This is a genomic window from Streptomyces sp. NRRL B-24572 (assembly GCF_002156145.1).
GTDB classification, from domain to species: domain Bacteria; phylum Actinomycetota; class Actinomycetes; order Streptomycetales; family Streptomycetaceae; genus Streptomyces; species Streptomyces vietnamensis.
Map to the genome: position 1 here is coordinate 1 of NZ_MWIG01000414.1, position 17,523 is coordinate 17,523.

The 17,523-nt window shown below is 74.1% G+C and carries 17 protein-coding genes; 12 read left to right on the forward strand and 5 right to left on the reverse strand.

What is annotated here, in order from left to right; all coding sequences use genetic code 11:
• From CCN56_RS44795 to CCN56_RS24010, 4 genes are all read left to right on the forward strand, one after another.
• The coding region (locus CCN56_RS44795; protein ID WP_306300627.1) for a nucleoside-triphosphatase at positions 1-365 on the forward strand (365 nt) is incomplete at its 5' end.
• 70 nt (positions 366-435) lie between these two features.
• Positions 436-1,413 (forward strand): GlxA family transcriptional regulator, encoded by a 978-nt coding sequence (locus CCN56_RS24000; protein ID WP_086829885.1) that lies wholly within the window; start codon positions 436-438, stop codon positions 1,411-1,413.
• Between the two features lie 72 nt (positions 1,414-1,485).
• On the forward strand, positions 1,486-2,244 hold the full coding sequence (locus CCN56_RS24005) for an MBL fold metallo-hydrolase (protein ID WP_086829902.1): 759 nt from the start codon (positions 1,486-1,488) through the stop codon (positions 2,242-2,244).
• A gap of 267 nt (positions 2,245-2,511) precedes the next feature.
• Complete coding sequence (locus CCN56_RS24010; RefSeq protein WP_086829904.1) at positions 2,512-3,573, forward strand: NAD(P)-dependent oxidoreductase; 1,062 nt, start codon at positions 2,512-2,514, stop codon at positions 3,571-3,573.
• Positions 3,574-3,579: 6 nt separating this feature from the next.
• Here CCN56_RS24010 and CCN56_RS24015 read toward each other — a convergent pair whose 3' ends face one another.
• Positions 3,580-4,689, reverse strand: coding sequence for a sensor histidine kinase KdpD (locus tag CCN56_RS24015; protein WP_086829887.1), 1,110 nt, complete (start codon positions 4,687-4,689; stop codon positions 3,580-3,582).
• On the reverse strand, positions 4,686-5,414 hold the full coding sequence (locus tag CCN56_RS24020) for a response regulator transcription factor (RefSeq protein WP_086829906.1): 729 nt from the start codon (positions 5,412-5,414) through the stop codon (positions 4,686-4,688). The genes CCN56_RS24015 and CCN56_RS24020 overlap by 4 nt, the downstream gene beginning before the upstream one ends.
• Before the next feature lie 133 nt (positions 5,415-5,547).
• Here CCN56_RS24020 and CCN56_RS24025 point away from each other — a divergent pair, with 133 nt between their 5' ends.
• From CCN56_RS24025 to CCN56_RS24035, 3 genes are read left to right on the forward strand one after another with little or no spacing between them, the layout of a single operon-like run.
• A complete protein-coding gene (locus CCN56_RS24025) occupies positions 5,548-6,225 on the forward strand; it encodes a glycosyltransferase family 2 protein (RefSeq protein ID WP_086829889.1) in 678 nt (225 codons plus the stop codon).
• A 56-nt stretch (positions 6,226-6,281) separates the two neighbouring features.
• The gene (locus CCN56_RS24030; RefSeq protein ID WP_086829907.1) at positions 6,282-6,959 is read left to right on the forward strand and encodes a DUF2064 domain-containing protein; all 678 of its coding nucleotides are present in this window, start codon (positions 6,282-6,284) and stop codon (positions 6,957-6,959) included.
• The gene (locus CCN56_RS24035) at positions 6,956-7,621 is read left to right on the forward strand and encodes a bifunctional 2-polyprenyl-6-hydroxyphenol methylase/3-demethylubiquinol 3-O-methyltransferase UbiG (RefSeq protein ID WP_086829891.1); all 666 of its coding nucleotides are present in this window, start codon (positions 6,956-6,958) and stop codon (positions 7,619-7,621) included. The genes CCN56_RS24030 and CCN56_RS24035 overlap by 4 nt, the downstream gene beginning before the upstream one ends.
• Here CCN56_RS24035 and CCN56_RS24040 read toward each other — a convergent pair.
• The gene (locus CCN56_RS24040) at positions 7,594-8,007 is read right to left on the reverse strand and encodes a hypothetical protein (RefSeq protein WP_086829909.1); all 414 of its coding nucleotides are present in this window, start codon (positions 8,005-8,007) and stop codon (positions 7,594-7,596) included. The genes CCN56_RS24035 and CCN56_RS24040 overlap by 28 nt on opposite strands.
• Positions 8,008-8,012: 5 nt before the next feature.
• A complete protein-coding gene (locus CCN56_RS24045; protein ID WP_086829911.1) occupies positions 8,013-9,188 on the reverse strand; it encodes a molybdopterin-dependent oxidoreductase in 1,176 nt (391 codons plus the stop codon).
• A 175-nt stretch (positions 9,189-9,363) separates the two neighbouring features.
• Here CCN56_RS24045 and CCN56_RS24050 point away from each other — a divergent pair, with 175 nt between their 5' ends.
• Positions 9,364-10,839 (forward strand): glycosyltransferase family 87 protein, encoded by a 1,476-nt coding sequence (locus CCN56_RS24050; protein WP_086829893.1) that lies wholly within the window; start codon positions 9,364-9,366, stop codon positions 10,837-10,839.
• 73 nt (positions 10,840-10,912) lie between these two features.
• On the opposite strand, the gene CCN56_RS42705 is transcribed toward CCN56_RS24050, so the two are convergent.
• On the reverse strand, positions 10,913-11,314 hold the full coding sequence (locus tag CCN56_RS42705; RefSeq protein WP_143664609.1) for a hypothetical protein: 402 nt from the start codon (positions 11,312-11,314) through the stop codon (positions 10,913-10,915).
• 331 nt (positions 11,315-11,645) lie between these two features.
• On the opposite strand from CCN56_RS42705, the gene CCN56_RS24060 reads away from it, so the two are divergent.
• From CCN56_RS24060 to CCN56_RS24075, 4 genes are all read left to right on the forward strand, one after another.
• Positions 11,646-13,673 (forward strand): S8 family serine peptidase, encoded by a 2,028-nt coding sequence (locus tag CCN56_RS24060; RefSeq protein WP_086829913.1) that lies wholly within the window; start codon positions 11,646-11,648, stop codon positions 13,671-13,673.
• 130 nt (positions 13,674-13,803) lie between these two features.
• Positions 13,804-14,448 (forward strand): TetR/AcrR family transcriptional regulator, encoded by a 645-nt coding sequence (locus tag CCN56_RS24065; RefSeq protein ID WP_086829897.1) that lies wholly within the window; start codon positions 13,804-13,806, stop codon positions 14,446-14,448.
• A gap of 67 nt (positions 14,449-14,515) precedes the next feature.
• Positions 14,516-16,489, forward strand: coding sequence for an alkyl/aryl-sulfatase (locus CCN56_RS24070; protein ID WP_086829899.1), 1,974 nt, complete (start codon positions 14,516-14,518; stop codon positions 16,487-16,489).
• Positions 16,490-16,572: 83 nt separating this feature from the next.
• Positions 16,573-17,523 (forward strand): pyridoxal-phosphate dependent enzyme (locus tag CCN56_RS24075; RefSeq protein ID WP_086829900.1); only part of this gene is annotated, 951 nt, incomplete at its 3' end.

Below are 17,523 nucleotides of genomic sequence, written 5' to 3' on the forward strand. Positions count from 1 at the left end.
CGCACTACCCGCGGGCGGCGGCGTCGGCACCGGTCCGCACCCGAAACCCCTCGTTCGGCCGAGCCCGCCCGGCCCGCCCCGGCAGGCGGGGCGAAGACGGCGGTGTGCCGACAAGGATCCTGGTCGAGGGCCGCCCCGGCGCGGGCAAGACGACCGCCCTCCGTCGGCTGGCCACGCTGCTGCCCACCCGTGCGGTCACCGGCTTCACCACCGAGGAGATCCGGCGATCCGGCGCCCGGGTCGGTTTCGCCCTGGAGACCCTGGCAGGCCGACGTGAGGGGCTCGCCCATGTCGACCTGCCCGGGGAGCCCGCGGCCCGGCTGCAGCAGCCCGGGACACGCCAAGGGGTTCCCGCCCACCGATGAGACGCATCGCGTCCGGATCTGACAGAACATGGTCATTGCGGCCCTCTCGGAGGGGCGAAATGATCGGCACATGCCCCCACCGCACCGAGTCGTCATCGCGGCCTTCCCCGGCGTCGAACTGCTCAACGTCACCGGCCCGGCCGAGGTGTTCTCCGTCGCCACGCGCGTCGCCGACACCGACCGGGCCGGCTACACCGTCCGCATCGCCACGGCCCAGGGCGAGCCGGTGACCACCTCCAGCGGGATCCGGCTGATGGCCGACCTGACCCTGGACGAGGTGAACGGCGACGTGGACACCCTGCTCGTATCGGGCGCCGTCCGTGTGCACGACCACGAGGTGGAGCCGGTGCTCGACCGCGGGATCATCGACTGGCTGCGCGAAACGGCCCCCGGCATCCGGCGGTTGGGATCCATCTGCTCGGGTGCGCACCTGCTGGCCGCGGCCGGCCTGCTGGACGGCCGTTCCGCCACGACCCACTGGCGGACGGCCGCACGGCTGGCCGCCGACCACCCGCTCGTCACCGTCGATCCGGACCCGATCTTCATCCGGGAGGGCCGCCTGTGGACCTGCGCCGGCATCGCCTCGGGGATGGACATGGCACTGGCCATGGTCACCGAGGACCACGGTCCCGAACTCGCCCTGGCCACGGCCCGGACGATGGTCATGTACGTCAAACGCGCGGGCGGTCAGAGTCAGTTCAGCGTCCCGCTCGCGCTTCCCGCGGCGCCCGGAGACCGGCTGGACGACCTGCGCATGTGGATCGGCGAACACCTCGCCGAGGACCTGTCCGCCGAAGTCCTGGCCACCCGACTGCATCTGAGTGTGCGTCACTTCTCCCGGCTGTTCCGCGAGCGCACCGGCACCACTCCGGCGGCGTACGTCGAGTCCGTCCGGCTTGAGGCCGCGCGGCGGCTGCTCCAGGACAGCGCCCACGGCCTGCCCGAGATCGCCGCCCTCAGCGGCCTCGGTTCCGTGGAGAGCCTGCACCGTTCCTTCCGGCGCCGTCTCGGCACCACCCCCGCCCAGTACCGGCGCCGCTTCCGCTGAACCCCGCCGTACTCCCCCTCCCGCTCGCGGACCGCCGCGCGGCGGAAGACAGTCATGCCCGAGGAGAGAACCGTGTCCCGAACCAAGGTCGTGCCCATCCCGGTCATGGGCCGGCACAACATCAACGCCTATCTGCTGCTTTCCCGCCGGCCCGTCATCGTCGACGCGGGAACGCCCGGCAGCGGCCGGAAGATCTACGAGCAGGTCGCCGCCCGCGGCGTGGACCCCGCCGACGTGTCGCTGATCGTCATCACCCACGGCCACATCGACCACTTCGGCTCCGCCGCCGAACTGCACCGCCTGACCGGGGCTCCCGTGGCGGGACACATCGCCGACCTCGGCCCCTACCGCACCGGCCGGACCCGCGAGCCCTACCTGCCCACCGGACCGATGGGCCGCCTCATGGCCAGGAACAAGAACCTGCACGTCCAGGTGGAACCGTTCGAACCCGACGTGCTCGTGACCGGCGAGACCGGCCTGGAGGACTTCGGGATCGCGGCGCGCATCATGCCCACCCCCGGGCACACCGCCGGATCGATCTCGGTCCTCACCGACCAGGGGGACCTCGTCGCCGGCGACCTGATCGCCAACTCCCTCTTCGGGCTCGTCCGGGGCCGACCCGCCAACCCTCCCTTCCACGACGACCCGCTGCGCAACCTCGCCAGCCTGCGGAAGATGCTCGCCCTGAACCCGGCCGGCCTCCACGTCGGCCACGGCACCCCGCTGGAACCCGACCGGGTCCGGCGCTGGGCCGACCGGGAGCACCGGCGGCTGACCCGGCTCGAAGCAGCGGGACGGCTCCCCGCTCGTACGGAGAACAACACGGCCTGACCGGCAGGCGCAGGACCGGGGACTTCGAGGGGATCACCGCCCGCGGCGCCCGGCTGGTCGCCCGGGCCGGGTTCGCCACGCCGGAAGAAGGCAGCCGGTCAGCCCTCCTCGGCGGCCGGATCGACCGCTCAGCGGGCGTCGGCGGTGGCTGCGTCGGGCCGGGCACGGCGCGGACCTCGCCCGGGGGTGCCCCACCGGGATGACGGAAGTCTTACGGTCCGGCGCGGGCGCCTCCTGTTCTCGGCGCCGGTCCGTAGCGTCGTGCTCATGCGCGTACTCGTCACAGGAGGAGCCGGGTTCATCGGCTCGCACATCGTCACCGCCCTCACGAAGGCCGGGCACGAGCCGGTGGTTCTCGACGCCCTGCTGCCCGGCGCACACCCCGTGACCCCCGAGGTGCCGGCCGTGGAGTTCCTCCCCACGGACGTCAGGGATCCGCTGGCGGTCGGAGCCGCACTGCGCGGGGTCGACGCGGTGTGCCACCAGGCCGCCATGGTCGGTCTCGGCAAGGACTTCGCGGACGCCCCGGAGTACGTGAGCTGCAACGACCTCGGCACGGCCGTCCTGCTCGCCGCCATGGCGGACGCCGGCGTGCGGCGGCTCGTCCTCGCCGGATCGATGGTCGTGTACGGGGAGGGGCGGTACGACTGCCCCGCGCACGGTGTCGTACGGCCCTGCGCCCGCCGCCCCGAGGACCTCGCCGCCGGCCTCTTCGAACCGCGCTGTCCCGCCTGCGACGCCGCACTCGCTCCCGGCCTGGTCGGCGAGGACGCGCCGGTCGATCCCCGGAACGTGTACGCCACGACGAAGCTCGCCCAGGAGCACCTGGCGGCGGCGTGGGCCCGTGCGGTGAACGGCACGGCGGTCTCGCTGCGCTACCACAACGTGTACGGGCCCGGGATGCCCCGCGACACCCCGTACGCCGGGGTGGCCTCCCTCTTCCGCTCGGCCCTCGCCCGGGGCGAGGCGCCCCGCGTGTTCGAGGACGGGGGTCAGCGGCGGGACTTCGTGCACGTACGGGACGTGGCGGCGGCCAACCTGGTCGCGCTGGAGGCCGCCGGCGGTCTGCCGGCCGGTGCGCTCAGCACGTACAACACCGGCAGCGGGGAACCGCACACCGTGGGCGACATGGCCCTCGCGCTCGCCCGGGCGTGCGGTGGTCCCGAGCCCGTGGTCACGGGCGAGTACCGGCTCGGCGACGTCCGGCACGTCACCGCCGACTCGTCCCTGCTGCGGAAGGAGCTGGGCTGGCGGCCCACGGTCGGCTTCGTCGAGGGCATGACGGAGTTCGCCCGGGCGGAACAGCGGGCCTCGGCGGCGCTCCTCTGACCGGGGTCAGCCCGCCGCCGGCAGGGTGACCTCGAAGCGGCAGCCGCCGGGGACGTTGCGGACCTCGGCACGGCCCGCGTGGGCCTCGACGATGCCACGGACGATGGCGAGGCCCAGCCCGGCACCGGCCGGCGGGGTGCGGGCCTCGGTGCCGCGCCAGCCGGTGTCGAAGACGCGGGTGAGGTCCTCGTCGGGGATGCCGCCGCAGCCGTCGGTGACGGACAGGACGACGGCGTCCTCGCGGTGTTCGGCCGCGACCGCGACGGTGCCGTCGGCCGGCGTGTGACGGATCGCGTTGACGAGGAGGTTCGCGAGGACCCGGGTCATCTCCTTGCCGTCCACCTCGACGGGCACGGCCGCGACCTCCTCCCCCACGAGCCGTACCCCGTGCTCGCGGGCCAGCGGGTCGGCGCCGCTCAGGGCATCGCCGACCAGGTCGTACACGGACATGCGGCTCGGGCTGAGGATCAGGGCGCCGGCGTGGATGCGGGAGAGTTCGAAGAGGTCCGTGACCATGGCGGTCAGGCGCTCGACCTCGGTGCGGATCTGCCGGTGATAGCGGGCGGGGTCGTCGGCCATGCCGTCCTCCAGGGCCTCCGCCATGGCCCGCAGCCCCGCCAGCGGGGTGCGCAGGTCGTGGGAGATCCAGGCGACGAGCTCGCGGCGCGACGCCTCCAGGGAACGCTCGCGCCTGCGGGAGGCGTCGAGCTTGGCACTGGTCGCCGCCAGTTCACGGCTGAGCGCGGCGAGTTCCGCGGTGGCGGCGCCGCCGGGGGCGGAGAAGCGGCCGCCGTCGCCGAAGTCGCGGGCGGCGCGGGCGAGGGCCCGGCTGCGGGCCACCACCCAGCGGCCCAGGACGAGGGCCGTACCGAGCGAGACGAGGGCCGCCATGGCCACGACGACGGTCACCACCCACAGGTCGTGCCCGGACAGGAACATCGCCTGCGCGACGGCGAGCGTCCCGGCGAGCATCGCCGTCACCGTGACGGCCGCGACCACCGCCAGCGAGACCGCGACCGAACGGTGCCGTACGAGACGGAGGACGAGCGCTCCGGCGAGACCGGCGCAGACGGCTCCCGCCAGGGCGAAACCGGCGATCAGCAGGACGTCGTTCATGCCGCTCCCCCGTCCTTCCGGGGCTCGAAGCGGTATCCGACGCCCCATACGGTCTGGATGAGCCGGGGCCGCGCCGGATCGTCCTCGATCTTGGCGCGCAGCCGCCGGACGTGCACCGTGACCGTGGACAGGTCGCCGAAGTCCCAGCCCCAGACCCGCTTCATCAGCTCCTCCCTGGTGTGCGCGGCGCCGGGCCGCTCCAGGAAGTACGCGAGGAGGTCGAACTCCCGGAGCGTGAGGGCGAGTTCACGGCCGGCGCGGGTGGCCCTCCGGGTGACCGGGTCGACGGTGAGGTCCGCGTCGCGCAGGACCGTCCGGACGGCCGTCGGCCCGGCTCCGCGGCTGCGGCGCAGCACGGACTCGACGCGCAGCACGAGCTCGCGCGGGCTGAACGGCTTCGTGACGTAGTCGTCCGCGCCCACCTCGAGGCCGGTGATCCGGTCCTCCTCGTCGCCCCGTGCGGTCAGCATGATCACCGGCACCGGCCCGGTCTCCCGCAGCCGTCGGCACACCTCCAGGCCGTCCAGGCCGGGCAGCATCAGGTCGAGCACGACGAGGTCCGGCCGTCGCTCCCCGGCCCGCAGCAGGGCGTCGGGACCGTCGGCCGCGTGCTCCACGGCGTATCCGGACCTGCCGAGGTATCCGGTCACCACCTCGGCCACGGTCGGATCGTCGTCCACCACCAGGATCCGGGCCGGGGGCGGCGGGGCGCTGTGCTCGCTCATGCCGCACAGCGTCGCATCCGTCCGCCGGGTGGTCACGGCCACCCGGGCGTACGACGGAGGACGTTCGCGTTTCGTAAGGAGTGGAGCGGCCTCGGGAGGCCCTGCGGTTCCTACGGTGGGACCTGTGACACCCATGACCGTAGATGTCGTCCTTCCCTGCCTCGACGAGGCGGATGCCCTGCCCTGGGTCCTGGCCCGCGTTCCGGCCGGATGGCGGGCGATCGTCGTCGACAACGGCTCCTCCGACGGATCGGCGGCCGTCGCCGCCGGGCTCGGCGCCACCGTCGTGCACGAGCCGCGGCGCGGCTTCGGCGCCGCCTGCCACGCCGGACTGCTCGCCTCCGACGCCGAGTTCGTCTGCTTCTGCGACTGTGACGCCTCCCTGGATCCCGGCTTGCTGCCCGGCCTCGTCGGTGCGGTGGCCGACGGCTCCGCCGATCTTCTGCTCGGCCGCCGGCGCCCCACCGGGCGGGGCGCGTGGCCGGCCCACGCGAGGGCCGGGAACCTCGCCCTGTCCTGGCTGCTGCGCCGGCGCACCGGGCTGCGGCTGCGCGATCTCGGCCCCCTGCGGGCGGCCCGCCGCGAGGCGCTGCTCGGGCTCGGTCTCGACGACCGGCGCAGCGGCTACCCGCTGCAGATGGTCGTCCGGGCCGCCGACGCCGGCTGGCGGGTGCGCGAGGTCGACGTCCCGTACCTGCCCCGGACGGGACGGTCCAAGGTCACGGGCACGTGGAAGGGCACGTGGCAGGCGGTCCACGACATGCGCAAGGTGCTGGACGAACCGGCACCGGCGGGCGGGGGCCGCCCGTGAACACGCCCCTCGTCACCACACCGCCCGTGAACACGCCCCTCGTCACCACACCGCCCGTGACCACGTCCCTCGCCGCCTCACCCCTCGTCACCCCGTCCCTCGTCACCACCCTGCTCGTCATCGCGAAGGAGCCCCGGCCCGGCCGGGTGAAGACCCGGCTCACTCCCCCGTTCACCCCCGAGGAGGCGGCCGCGCTCGCCGAGGCCGCGCTCGCCGACACGCTCTCGGCCGCTGCCCGCGTCCCCGCGGACCGGCACGTCCTCGTGCTCGACGGGCGGCCGGGCCCGTGGCTGCCGCCGGGCTTCGAGGTCGTCCCCCAGGCGGGCGGCGGGCTCGACGTGCGCCTGGCCGCCGCGTTCGCCGGTTGTCCGGGGCCGGCCCTGCTCATCGGCATGGACACCCCGCAGGTGACGCCGGAGCTCCTGGCCCCCGCCCTGCGCCGGGACGCGTACGACGCCTGGTTCGGGTCGGCCGCCGACGGGGGTTTCTGGGCCCTCGGCCTCGCCCGTCCCGACCCTTCCCTCCTGCTCGGCGTCCCCATGTCCACGCCCCAGACGGGCGCCGTCCAGTACGCCCGGCTGCGGGCGGCCGGGCTGCGCGTCGGCACCCTGCCCGTCCTGCGGGACGTGGACACCGCGTCGGACGCCCGGCAGGTGGCGGCCGCCGCGCCGGGGACCCGTTTCGCGGCCCGGTACGACGAACTGACCGCCGCGACCACGGGAGCGGGCCGTTGACCACGACCACGGCATGGCGGGCCGGCCCGTACGACTGCGCCCTGCGCACCGGCAGGGGTCCGCTCTTCCTGCGCCGGCACGACGGCTGGCTCCTGCCCCTGGAGATCGAGCGCTGGTGCACGGCACCCGACAGTGCCGACCGCTCCGTGCTCGACCGCTGCCGGGACACCGTCCTCGACATCGGCTGCGGACCGGGGCGGCTCGTCGCCGCGCTGGCCGCCGAGGGCCGGCGCGCCCTGGGCATCGACATCAGCCCCGAGGCCGTCGCCCGGACCCTGCGGCTCGGCGGGTCGGCCCTGTGCCGGTCGGTCTTCGAACCGCTGCCCGCCGAGGGGCGCTGGGACACGGCGCTGCTGATCGACGGGAACGTGGGGATCGGCGGCGACCCGGCCGCCCTGCTGCGCCGGCTCCGCCAGGTCGTGTCGCCTTCCGGGTGCCTCCTCGCGGAATGTGCGCCCGTGGACGTCGACGAGTGCTGCGAGGTACGGGTCGACGACGGCCGGGGCGGGCGCGGGGCGCCGTTCCCGTGGGCCCGGGTCGGCGCCCGGGCCCTGTCCGCGCACGCGCGAAGCGCGGGGTGGCACGTCTCCGAACGGTGGTCCGTGGAGGGGCGTACGTTCCTGTCGCTCGTCCCTCAGTCGTCGGCCGTCGCCCGCCCCTGACGGCGCTCCCGCCACCGCTGTACGGCGATCGACGCGCCCGTCACCACGGTCACGGCCGCCAGGACGATCGCGAGATTCCGCCCGTACGGGAGGGGCAGCGCCGAGGGGTTGGGCGGCGCTCCCGGCCGTAGGAGGAGGGGGAGCGCCACCAGGACCACGCTCCCCGCGACCAGCAGCGCCCCCCGCAGCAGGCCCCGTCGGCGCCGTCCCACGAGCAGCAGGCCCACGGCCAGGACGAGGGGGGCGAGGATCCCGTCGTGCAGGACGAGCGCACCCGCCAGCCACACGAACACACCGAGCGGATCCGGCTGGTCCACCACCAGCCACGTTCCGAGCCCCACGAGGGCGACGCCCAGCGCCCCGAGTCCGTACCGCAGCACGCTCACCGTCCTCACAGCACCTCCAGCCTGTGCACCCATTTGGTCTGCAGGACCCCGGGCCGGCCGGGGGCGATGATCCGCGCCGGGAAACCGTGATCGAGCGTGAGCGGCTGCCCGTTGAGGGTGAGGGCGAGGAGGGTGAGCGGATCGTCCGCGTACTCCGCGCCCATCTCCATCACCCGGTAGGCCCCGCTCACCTCCAGCGAGGTCACCCGCACGGCGTCCCGGCCCGGCCGTCCGCCGGCCCGCTCGATCAGGTCCCGGAGGCGTACCCCGCCCCAGTCGGCGTCGACGCTCCAGCCTTCGACACAGGCGATCGGCAGCCGGGATCCGGCTCGGGGCATCGCTCTCAGGGCGTCGAGAGCGAGGACGTACGGGCGGGGTCCGGCGACGTCCAGACGCCAGCCCGCCAGATCGTGTGCCGTCACGCCGGCCGCGGCGGCGGTCCGGTTCACGGGCAGCCCCTGCGGGCCGTGGTCGGGGTGCCGGGGCGCGAGCAGGTCGAAGGCCTTCAGCGGGGTGAAGGCCTGACCGACCGTCGTCAGCGTCACCACACCGACGGCACCGCCCGTGGCGAGGAGCAGCGAGCGCCGGTCGACGGCGTCCTCGGCCGGCAGGGTTCGGGTACCCGCCGAGCGCCGGCCCCAGTGGTCCCTGATCTCGGGGGCCTTGACGGCGATGTGCAGCAGGATCGAGCCGGTCGCCACCCAGGCGACGGCGAAGTGGACGGGGACGAAGGAGAACGGCCACGGGTACCACTCGACGATGTTGAGCAGCCCCGTCAGCACCTCGAAGACGGCCGCGGCCACGAGGACCGCGACGGACAGCCGTTCGAGGGCGTGCCGCACGGACCGCACCGGCGGCCACACGAACAACCGCGGGTACACCGCCCACAGTTTGACGAGCAGCAGCACGAGCGCCGCAAGGCCCGTGGCGACGTGGAGGCCCTGGGTGAACGCATAGCCCCACACCGGCCGGGCGGGCAGCCGGTCGGCGAGCCAGTCCGGCGGCTGTTGGAGGTAGTGGCTGACGAGCCCGGTGACGAGGCAGACGGCGAAGGCCGCGCCGAGCCACCGGCCGACGGCCGTCGCGGTTCTGGCATCGTGGAGGCGCCCGGTGAAGGCGGGCGGCCGGACGGCCGGGGGCCGGAACGCGGGGCGCGGCAGCCGGGGCATGCGGAACGTCATGCCGTCCATGACACCGCCGCGAGCGGCGGCGCGGGCGGTCCGACACCTTACGAAACCCGAACGTCCCGCCGGGTCGCCTCCGCCCCCGTCGTGCGGACGGTCCGCCACCTTACGAAATCCGAACGCCCCGCCGGGTCTCCTCCACCTCTGCCGTGCGCGCTGCCAGTCTGCGCTCATGACCCGCGACCGCCGTCCCCCGCTTCCCGTCCTCGTCACCACGCTTCTGCTGTCGCTCCTGACCGCGTCGCTGGTCCTCCTGCTCCGCGCCGCGCACGGGACCGCTTTCCTCGCCTGGTACGCGGGCGCGTGGGCGGTGTTCGCGGCGGCCGCGGTCGCCCTGCGTCGTGTCCCCCGCCGGCACGTCGTCCCTCTCGTCCTCGCCGGGGCGGTCGCGGTGACGGCGACGGGCCTGGTGGCGGCCCCGCGGACGAGCACGGACTCCTACCGGTACGCGTGGGACGGCCGGGTGCAGGCAGCCGGCGTCTCGCCGTACGATCACGCGCCCGCGGACCCGGCGCTCGCCGGACTCCGGGACGACTGGCTCTTTCCCCGCGCCGCGGTGTGCGGGCGGGACGGCGCCGCCCTCGCGCCGCTGGGCGACGGCCGGTGCACCCGGATCAACAGGCCTGCCGTGCACACGATCTACCCTCCGGTGGCCGAGGGCTGGTTCCTCCTCGTCCACGCCCTGTCGCCGGAGGGCGTCCGCCACAAGGGGCTCCAGGTGGGTTCGGCCGTTCTCGCCCTGGCCGTCAGCGGTCTCCTGCTCGGCGTTCTGCGCCGGCGGGGGGATCCGCGCCTGGCCGCCCTGTGGGCGTGGTGCCCGGCGGTCCCCGTCGAGGCGGTCGACAACGCCCACGTCGACGTCCTGGCCGTGCTCCTGTCGGTCGGTGCGCTCGCGATGGTGGCACGCCGCCGGCGCGTCACGGGCGGGGTGCTGCTCGGTCTGGCCGTCGCCGCGAAGCTGCTGCCCGCCGTGCTCCTGCCCGGCGCTCTGTCCGGAATCCGGCGGCCCCGTACGATCGCGGCCGTGGCGCTGACGGCCGCGGCGACGGTGGCGCTGACGTACCTGCCGTACGTCCTCCTCTCCGACGGTTCGGTCATGGGCTACCTGAGCGGATACGCCCGGGAGGAGGGCTACGACGACGCGGGTGCGGGCGGCCGCTACGCCCTGCTCCGCCTCGTACTGCCCGACGCGTGGGCGCTGCCCGCGGCGCTGCTCGGCATCGCGGCGGTGTCGGCGGCGGTGTGGTGGCGCGGCGACCCCGAACGTCCGTGGCGGGGAGCCCTGTCGACCACGGGCACGGCGTTCCTCCTGCTGACGCCCGGCTACTCCTGGTACGCCCTGCTGCTCGTCGCCCTCGTCGCCCTGGACGGTCGCCGGGAGTGGCTCGGTGTCGCCCTGGCCGGTGCGGTGGCGTACCTCGCCGGCCCGGTCATCGGCACCGTGGGGGTGACCGCCGCGTACGGGGCGGCGGGAGGCGTGGTCTGCGTGACGGGGTGGGCGCGGCGGTGGAGCGCCGGTCGATCCGCGGGGACGCGGCAGGACGTGACCACCCAGGACGTGGCCGGCCGGGTCGAGGCGCCGGACGCCCCTTCCTCGCCTGCTTCGTCTCCGGCCCCGTCGCCGTCGCAGAGGCGGCTCAGCCCCTGATCACTTGGAGGGGGCGGGCCGGTGGCCGGGAGCGCGCGGGGCGCTCCGGGGCGCCGACCGGCCGGCGGCTCGCTCAGTGGCGCTCGACCGTGAACGAGCACCAGGCCGTCCAGGCGGAGGCCGTGCCGCCGTCCTTCACGCGGACGCGCCAGCGGTAGGCGCCGTCGTTCAGCGTGCCGGCGGGCAGCTGGAGTGCGGCGTCGTGGCTGGTGTCGCTGGTGAGCTGCCGGTGCAGGACGGGCTGTCCGGCGGCGGTGTCGACCTCGAAGGCCACCTTGCGGCGCGGGCCCGGCCGAGCGGGCTCGACGGTGCCGGGCGGAGCGACCGATTCCAGGGTGGCGGCCAGGGACGGGGTGCCGGTGGTGACGACCGGGTCGCCGGCCGGTCCGCCGCAGAACTGGAAGCCGGAGTACGAACCGTTCGAGATCCGCGGCGGCGGCGGCGAGGGCCAGCGGGTCCACGTCGAGGTCGACACGGGCGGTGCGGGCGCCGGGCACGTTCTCGCCGCCTGGGTGATGCTCCTGTGAGGATTCCCCGGCGTTCGCACTGGTGGCGACCGGGAAGCCGACCCCGTGTGCCTCCTTCGGAGCAACATCGGGCCCGGATGGCGGTCTTCCCGTGGACTCCGCGTGCCGGCGGGCGCTCGCGCCCCTAGCGTGTCGGTCGTACGGAAGTGACGTGCAGCCAGGCGTGCCGTGGGACCGGAAAGCTCCTGACGCGTGGGCGTCGGCACGGGCAGCGGTGGAGACCGTCCCGACCGCCCGGGGCGCGCCTTCCCCCTCACCCGCACCCTCCGGGAGTTCGGCATGTCCCGTATCACCATCAACGGCGTGACGGTGGACCCGCTGGCCCAGGCCGAGGAGCTGGCCACCGCCTCGCTGGTGTCAGAGGACGCCTCCGCGTCCAACTACGTTCTCGTCCAGACCACGCACCCGCCCACCGCCGAGGAGAAGGAAGAGCTCTCGGCACTCGGGGTGGCGATCCAGGAATACGTTCCGGACGACACCTATCTGTGCGGCTTCCGGTCCACGGAACTGGACGCGGTACGCGCCCTGCCCTTCGTGGCCTGGGCTGACGTGTACTTCAAGGGCTTCAAGATCGCCCAGTCGCTCCGGTCGAACCGTCTGCGCCCGGGGATCGCCGTGCTGGCCGACCCCATGGAGGAGGCGGTGGGTCCCCGGCCGCGGACCGTCGACGTCGTGCTGCACGAGGACGTCGAGGTGAGCGCGGACGGGCTACGGGACCGGATCGCCGCGGCAGCCGGTGTCAGCCCCGGCGACGTACGCCCCGAGGGCGACAAGGTGCGCATGACGGTCCGCGAGGAGGACCTGGCCGCTCTGGCTTCGCTCGACGAGGTGAAGGAGATCGAGGAGGTTCCCGAGAGGGTGCTGTACAACACCGTCGCGGGGAACATCATGCACGCCCATGTGTCCTTCAACGGCACGAAGTTCCGGGGCGAGGGCCAGATCGTGTGCGTCGCCGACACCGGGTTCGACAAGGGGTCCACCACCAATGTGCACCCGGCCTTCACCGGCCGGGTCAAGCGTCTGGTCGCCCTGGGCCGTACGAGCCCCGCGCGGACGGACGACCCCGACGGGCACGGCACCCATGTGGCGGGCTCGGTCCTCGGCGACGGCACGTCGGCGACGATGGGCGGCGCCATCACCGGCACGGCTCCCGAGGCGAGGCTGGTCCTGCAGTCCGTGCTGGCCGACGACGGCTCGCTGTCCGGCATCCCGGCGAACCTGCGCGACCTGTTCGAGCCGCCCTTCCTGGAGGACGGGGTGCGCATCCACACGAACTCGTGGGGTCCGGTCACCCCGGGCCTCCCGTACAACCAGAGTGCGCGCGAGGCCGATCAGTTCGTCTGGGACAACAAGGACTTCGTCATCTGCTTCGCCGCGGGCAACGACGGCACGGACCGCGACGGTGACGGCCGGGTCAACCTGAGGGCCGTCAGCGGGGAGACCGGCGCCAAGAACATCATCACCGTCGGCGCCAGCGAGGGCGACCGCCCCGAGATCCCCCACACCTACGACGAACTGAGGCCGCTCTCGTACCCCGTCCCGCCGATCCGGGGCGACAGGATGGCGGACAACCCCGCCGGGATGGCTGCCTTCAGCAGCCGCGGCCCCACCCAGGAAGGGCGGATCAAGCCCGATGTCGTCGCTCCCGGCACGGCGATCCTCTCGACGCGCTCGCGCCTCGCGTCCGACAACGGTCTCTTCGGCGTCTCCACGGACCCCGCGTTCATGTTCGACAGCGGCACCAGCATGGCCACCCCGCTGGTCGCCGGCTGTGTGGCGGTCCTGCGCGAGACGCTGGTGAAGAACGGGACGCCCAAGCCCAGCGCGGCGCTCGTCAAGGCCATGCTGATCAACGGTGCCGACGAACTGAAGGGTCAGTACGTCCCCAGCGAGACGGGCTCCTCCCCCAACAACAACTCCGGCTTCGGCCTCGTCAACCTCCAGCAGGCCGTCGTCCTGCCGACCGACGCCGGCCGGGCGGGCTTCACCGACGCCAAGGAGCTGGAGCAGGGAGAAGAGCGTGCGTTCCTCATCACGGTCCCGGAAGGGGCGACCCGCCTGAAGGTCACCCTCGTCTGGACGGACCCCCCTGGCAAGGCCCTGCAGAACGACCTCGACCTGATCGTCCGGGCGGGCGGCCAGGAACGCCACGGCAACATGGGCACGGATCCCGGCTTCGACCGTGTCAACAACGTCGAGCAGGTCGACTGGCGGGGCGTCCCGGCCGGGGAGGCCGAGGTCGTCGTCCGCGCCTTCCGGATCACCCAGTTCGCCCAGCCGTACGCCGTCGCCTGGCGCGTCTTCTGACCGATACGACCGGGGTCCCGGCCCGTTCCGGCCGGGACCTCGGTCACGGGCCGGGGCGGAGGCCACACCCGTCGACGGCCGGCCCGAGACCGTCCGGCCCCCGCTCCTGCCCCTCTGCCACCATGGGGCGGTGAGCGACACAGAGGCGGGAAAGGACCCCGGACGTGCGGATTCCGGCGCGCGGGGGCGGCGTCGGCGGGATCCCGAGTGGACATACGCGGCGCTGCTCGACGCGCTGCTCCAGCTGATCGCGGAGAGCGGCCGGGAGCCCACCAGGAAGGCGATCGCGGAACGGGCGGGAGTGTCCGAGCGGACGGTCTTCGTGCACTTCGCCGACCGCGAGGCACTGTACGTGGCGGCTGCGCGGCGGCAGGCCGAGCGGTGGCGCGCCCACGCGGAACCGGTACCGCCCGCGTGGGAGACGGCGCGCAAGGCGGGGGCGCTCGTGGCACAGCGCGGCCGGATGTACGAGGTGATGACGCCGATCCGCAGGATCGGGCTCGGTCTGGAACCGGATTCGCCGGGCCTGCGCGGGGTGATGGCGGAGGGCGACGCCTGGTTCCGGGCGGACCTCGCCGGGGTGTTCGCGCCGGAGCTGGGGCGGGTCCCGGAGGCCGAAGGGCCCGGAGGGCTGCTCGACGCGCTGGAGGCCTCCTCGTCCTGGGCGGCCTGGGACCATCTGCGGTCCCGCCGGGGGCTCGACGAGACCGCTGCCCGGGCGGCGATCGAGCGCACGCTGCGGGCGCTCCTGAACGTCGTGCCGCGCACCCCTTGACTCGTATTGCAGTCCGACTGCAATAGTGGGCGTCCTCACCGAGAGCCGAGAAGGACGTGACCCTGCCATGACTCCGATGAACCGGCGCGGCTTCGTCGCGGCCGCCGCCGCGATGGGCGCCGCGGCCGCCTCCGTCTCCCTGAACCCGCAGACCGCCCAGGCGCTCGCCGGACACGGACACCCGCCCCAGGAGATGCGGACGCCCACGCGGACCGACGGGCTCCCGTACGAGGACGGGACCGACTTCACCGACGCGGACCGCGGGTTCATCGCCGCGTTCACCGGCGGACCGATCCCCACCTCCGCCGGGAAGACCGCCTGGGACCCCGACGCCTACCGCTTCCTCGCCGACGCGCAGGACGACCCGGACGGCAAGGGCGGCCCCGACACCGTCGACCCCAGTCTGTGGCGGCAGGCGCGGCTCCTGTCGCGCCAGGGCCTGTACCGGGTCACCGACCGGATCTACCAGGTCAGGGGCCTGGACCTGTCCAACATGACGATCGTCGAGGGCGACACCGGCATCATCGTCATCGACCCGCTCATCTCCGCCGAGACCGCCGCCGCGGCCCTGCGGCTCTACCGCGAGCACCGCGGCGACCGCGCGGTCCGGGCGATGATCTACACCCATCCGCACGTCGACCACTTCGGCGGCTGCCGGGGCGTGCTGCCGCAGGGCGCCGGGGACGTGCCCGTCCTCGCTCCGAAGGGCTTCATGGAGCACGCGGTCAGCGAGAACGTGTACGTCGGCACCGCGATGGCGCGCCGCGCCGCCTACATGTACGGCTCCACGCTGCCCAAGAACGCGGGCGCGCAGGTCGGCTGCGGGCTCGGCCTCACGGTCTCGCTCGGCACCGTCGGACTCATCGCCCCCACCCGGTACATCGGCAGCACGGGAGAGGAGGTCGTCCTCGACGGGGTGCGGATCCGGTTCCAGATGACCCCGGGGACCGAGTGCCAGGAGGAGATGAACTTCCTCTTCCCCGACCTGCGCGCGGTGTGCATGGCGGAGAACGCCACCCACACCATGCACAACGTCCTCACCCTGCGCGGCGCCCAGGTGCGCGACGCCCACGCGTGGGCCGGCTACCTCACCGAGTCGATCGGTCTCTACGAAGGCACCGCCGACGTCGCCTTCGCCTCGCACCACTGGCCCACCTGGGGCAACGACGCCATCGTCGACCTCCTCACCCACCAGCGGGACCTGTACGGCTACCTGCACGACCAGACCGTCCGGCTGATCAACCGGGGCATGACCGGCACCGAGATCGCGGAGACCTTCCGGCTCCCGCCCCAGCTCGAAGGCGTCTGGGCCGATCGCGGCTACTACGGCTCGCTGAGCCACAACGTCAAGGCGGTCTACCAGCGGTACATGGGCTGGTTCGACGGCAACCCGGCCCACCTCTGGGAGCACCCGCCCGTCGAGGAGGCCCGCCTCTGGGTGGAGTCCCTGGGCGGCCAGGCCGCGGTCCGCGCCCGCGCCCGGCACTACGCCGACCGGGGCGAGCTGCGCTTCGCCGTCACCCTGCTCAACCACGCCGTCTTCAACGACCCCGGGGACGAGCGGGCCCGGCGACAGCTCGCCGCGCTCTACACCCGTCTGGGGCAGGCCGTCGAGAACGCCGTCTGGCGGAACTTCTACCTCACCGGGGCCCAGGAACTCCTCCACGGCATCACGCCGCACGCCACCGCCACCCTCGGCCCCGACATGTACCTGGCCCTCACCGTCGGCCAGATCATCGACAGCCTCGCCGTCCGCGTCGACGGCCCGAAGGCCTGGTCCCTGCGGATCTCCATGGACTGGCACATCGGCGCCGACCACTGGCACCTGCGCCTCGCCAACGGCCTGCTCACCTGGACCGCGGACACCCGCCCCGCCCCCGACGCGGACCTGACCCTGACGATGACGAAGCCCCAGCTCATCGCCCTCCTCGCCGGAAAGGGCACCGACGGCATCACCATGACCGGTGACCGCTCGCTCCTGCCCCGACTGCTCGCGGTCCTCGACACCCCCGAGCCGGAGTTCCCGATCGTGACCCCGTGAACGGATCGGCACCGCACGGCCGTTCGCGGCAGTCGACGCCGAAGCCTGTCCGGCCGGCGGCCGGGGGATCTACCCTCTCCCCCATGCGACCTCCGCTGCTGCACCGGCGCTGTCCCGAACTGGCCGACTCGCTGCCCTTCCTCCGACTGGGCGAGGCCCCCACGCCGGTTCGGCAGCTGCCCGGCCTCGGCACGCGCTCCGAGCTGTGGGCCAAGGACGAGAGCGGATACGGCGACGGCGGCTGGGGCGGCAACAAGGTCCGCAAGCTGGAGTGGCTTCTGCCGGAAGCCCGGCGGCGCGGCGCGCGGACCATCCTCACGGTCGGCGGCCTCGGCACCAACTGGGGCCTCGCCACCGCCCGGTACGCGCGGGAGTCGGGGCTCGGGGTGGCCCTGGCCCTGATCGACCATCCGGTCGACGAGCACGTGCGGGCCCAGCTGGAACGGTTGCGCGCCTCCGGCGCGACGCTGCACTTCCCGCACACCAAGGCGAGGCTGATCCTGGCCGCGCCCTGGCTCTTCGCCCGGCACTCCCACGGCCTCACTCCGCCGTACTACCTCCCGGCGGGCGGCTCCTCGCCGCTGGGCACGCTCGGCGCCGTCGAGATCGCCCTGGAGCTGGGCGCACAGGTCGAGGCCGGGGAGCTGCCGGAGCCGGCGTGGCTCGTCACCGCCGTCGGATCCGGCGGCACCGCCGCGGGGCTCGCCCTCGGACTGCGGCTCGCCGGGCTGCGCACCCGTGTCCTCGGCGTCGTCGTCAACGACACCCTGCGGCTGGACTCCGCCGCCCTCCTCCGGCTGGCCCGCCGCTCCACGGCCCTGATCCGGGCCCGGGGTGCCGATCTGGACGACGCCGGGCCCGCCCCCGACGCGATCCGCATCGAGACGGCCTGGCTGGGGGACGGCTACGCGCACCCCACCACCGCCGGCGACCGCGCCCTCGCCCGCGCCTCGGCGCAGGCCGGCCTGCCCCTGGAACGCACCTACACCGCCAAGGCGCTCGCGGCCCTGCTCGACCTGGACGCGGCCGGCCGC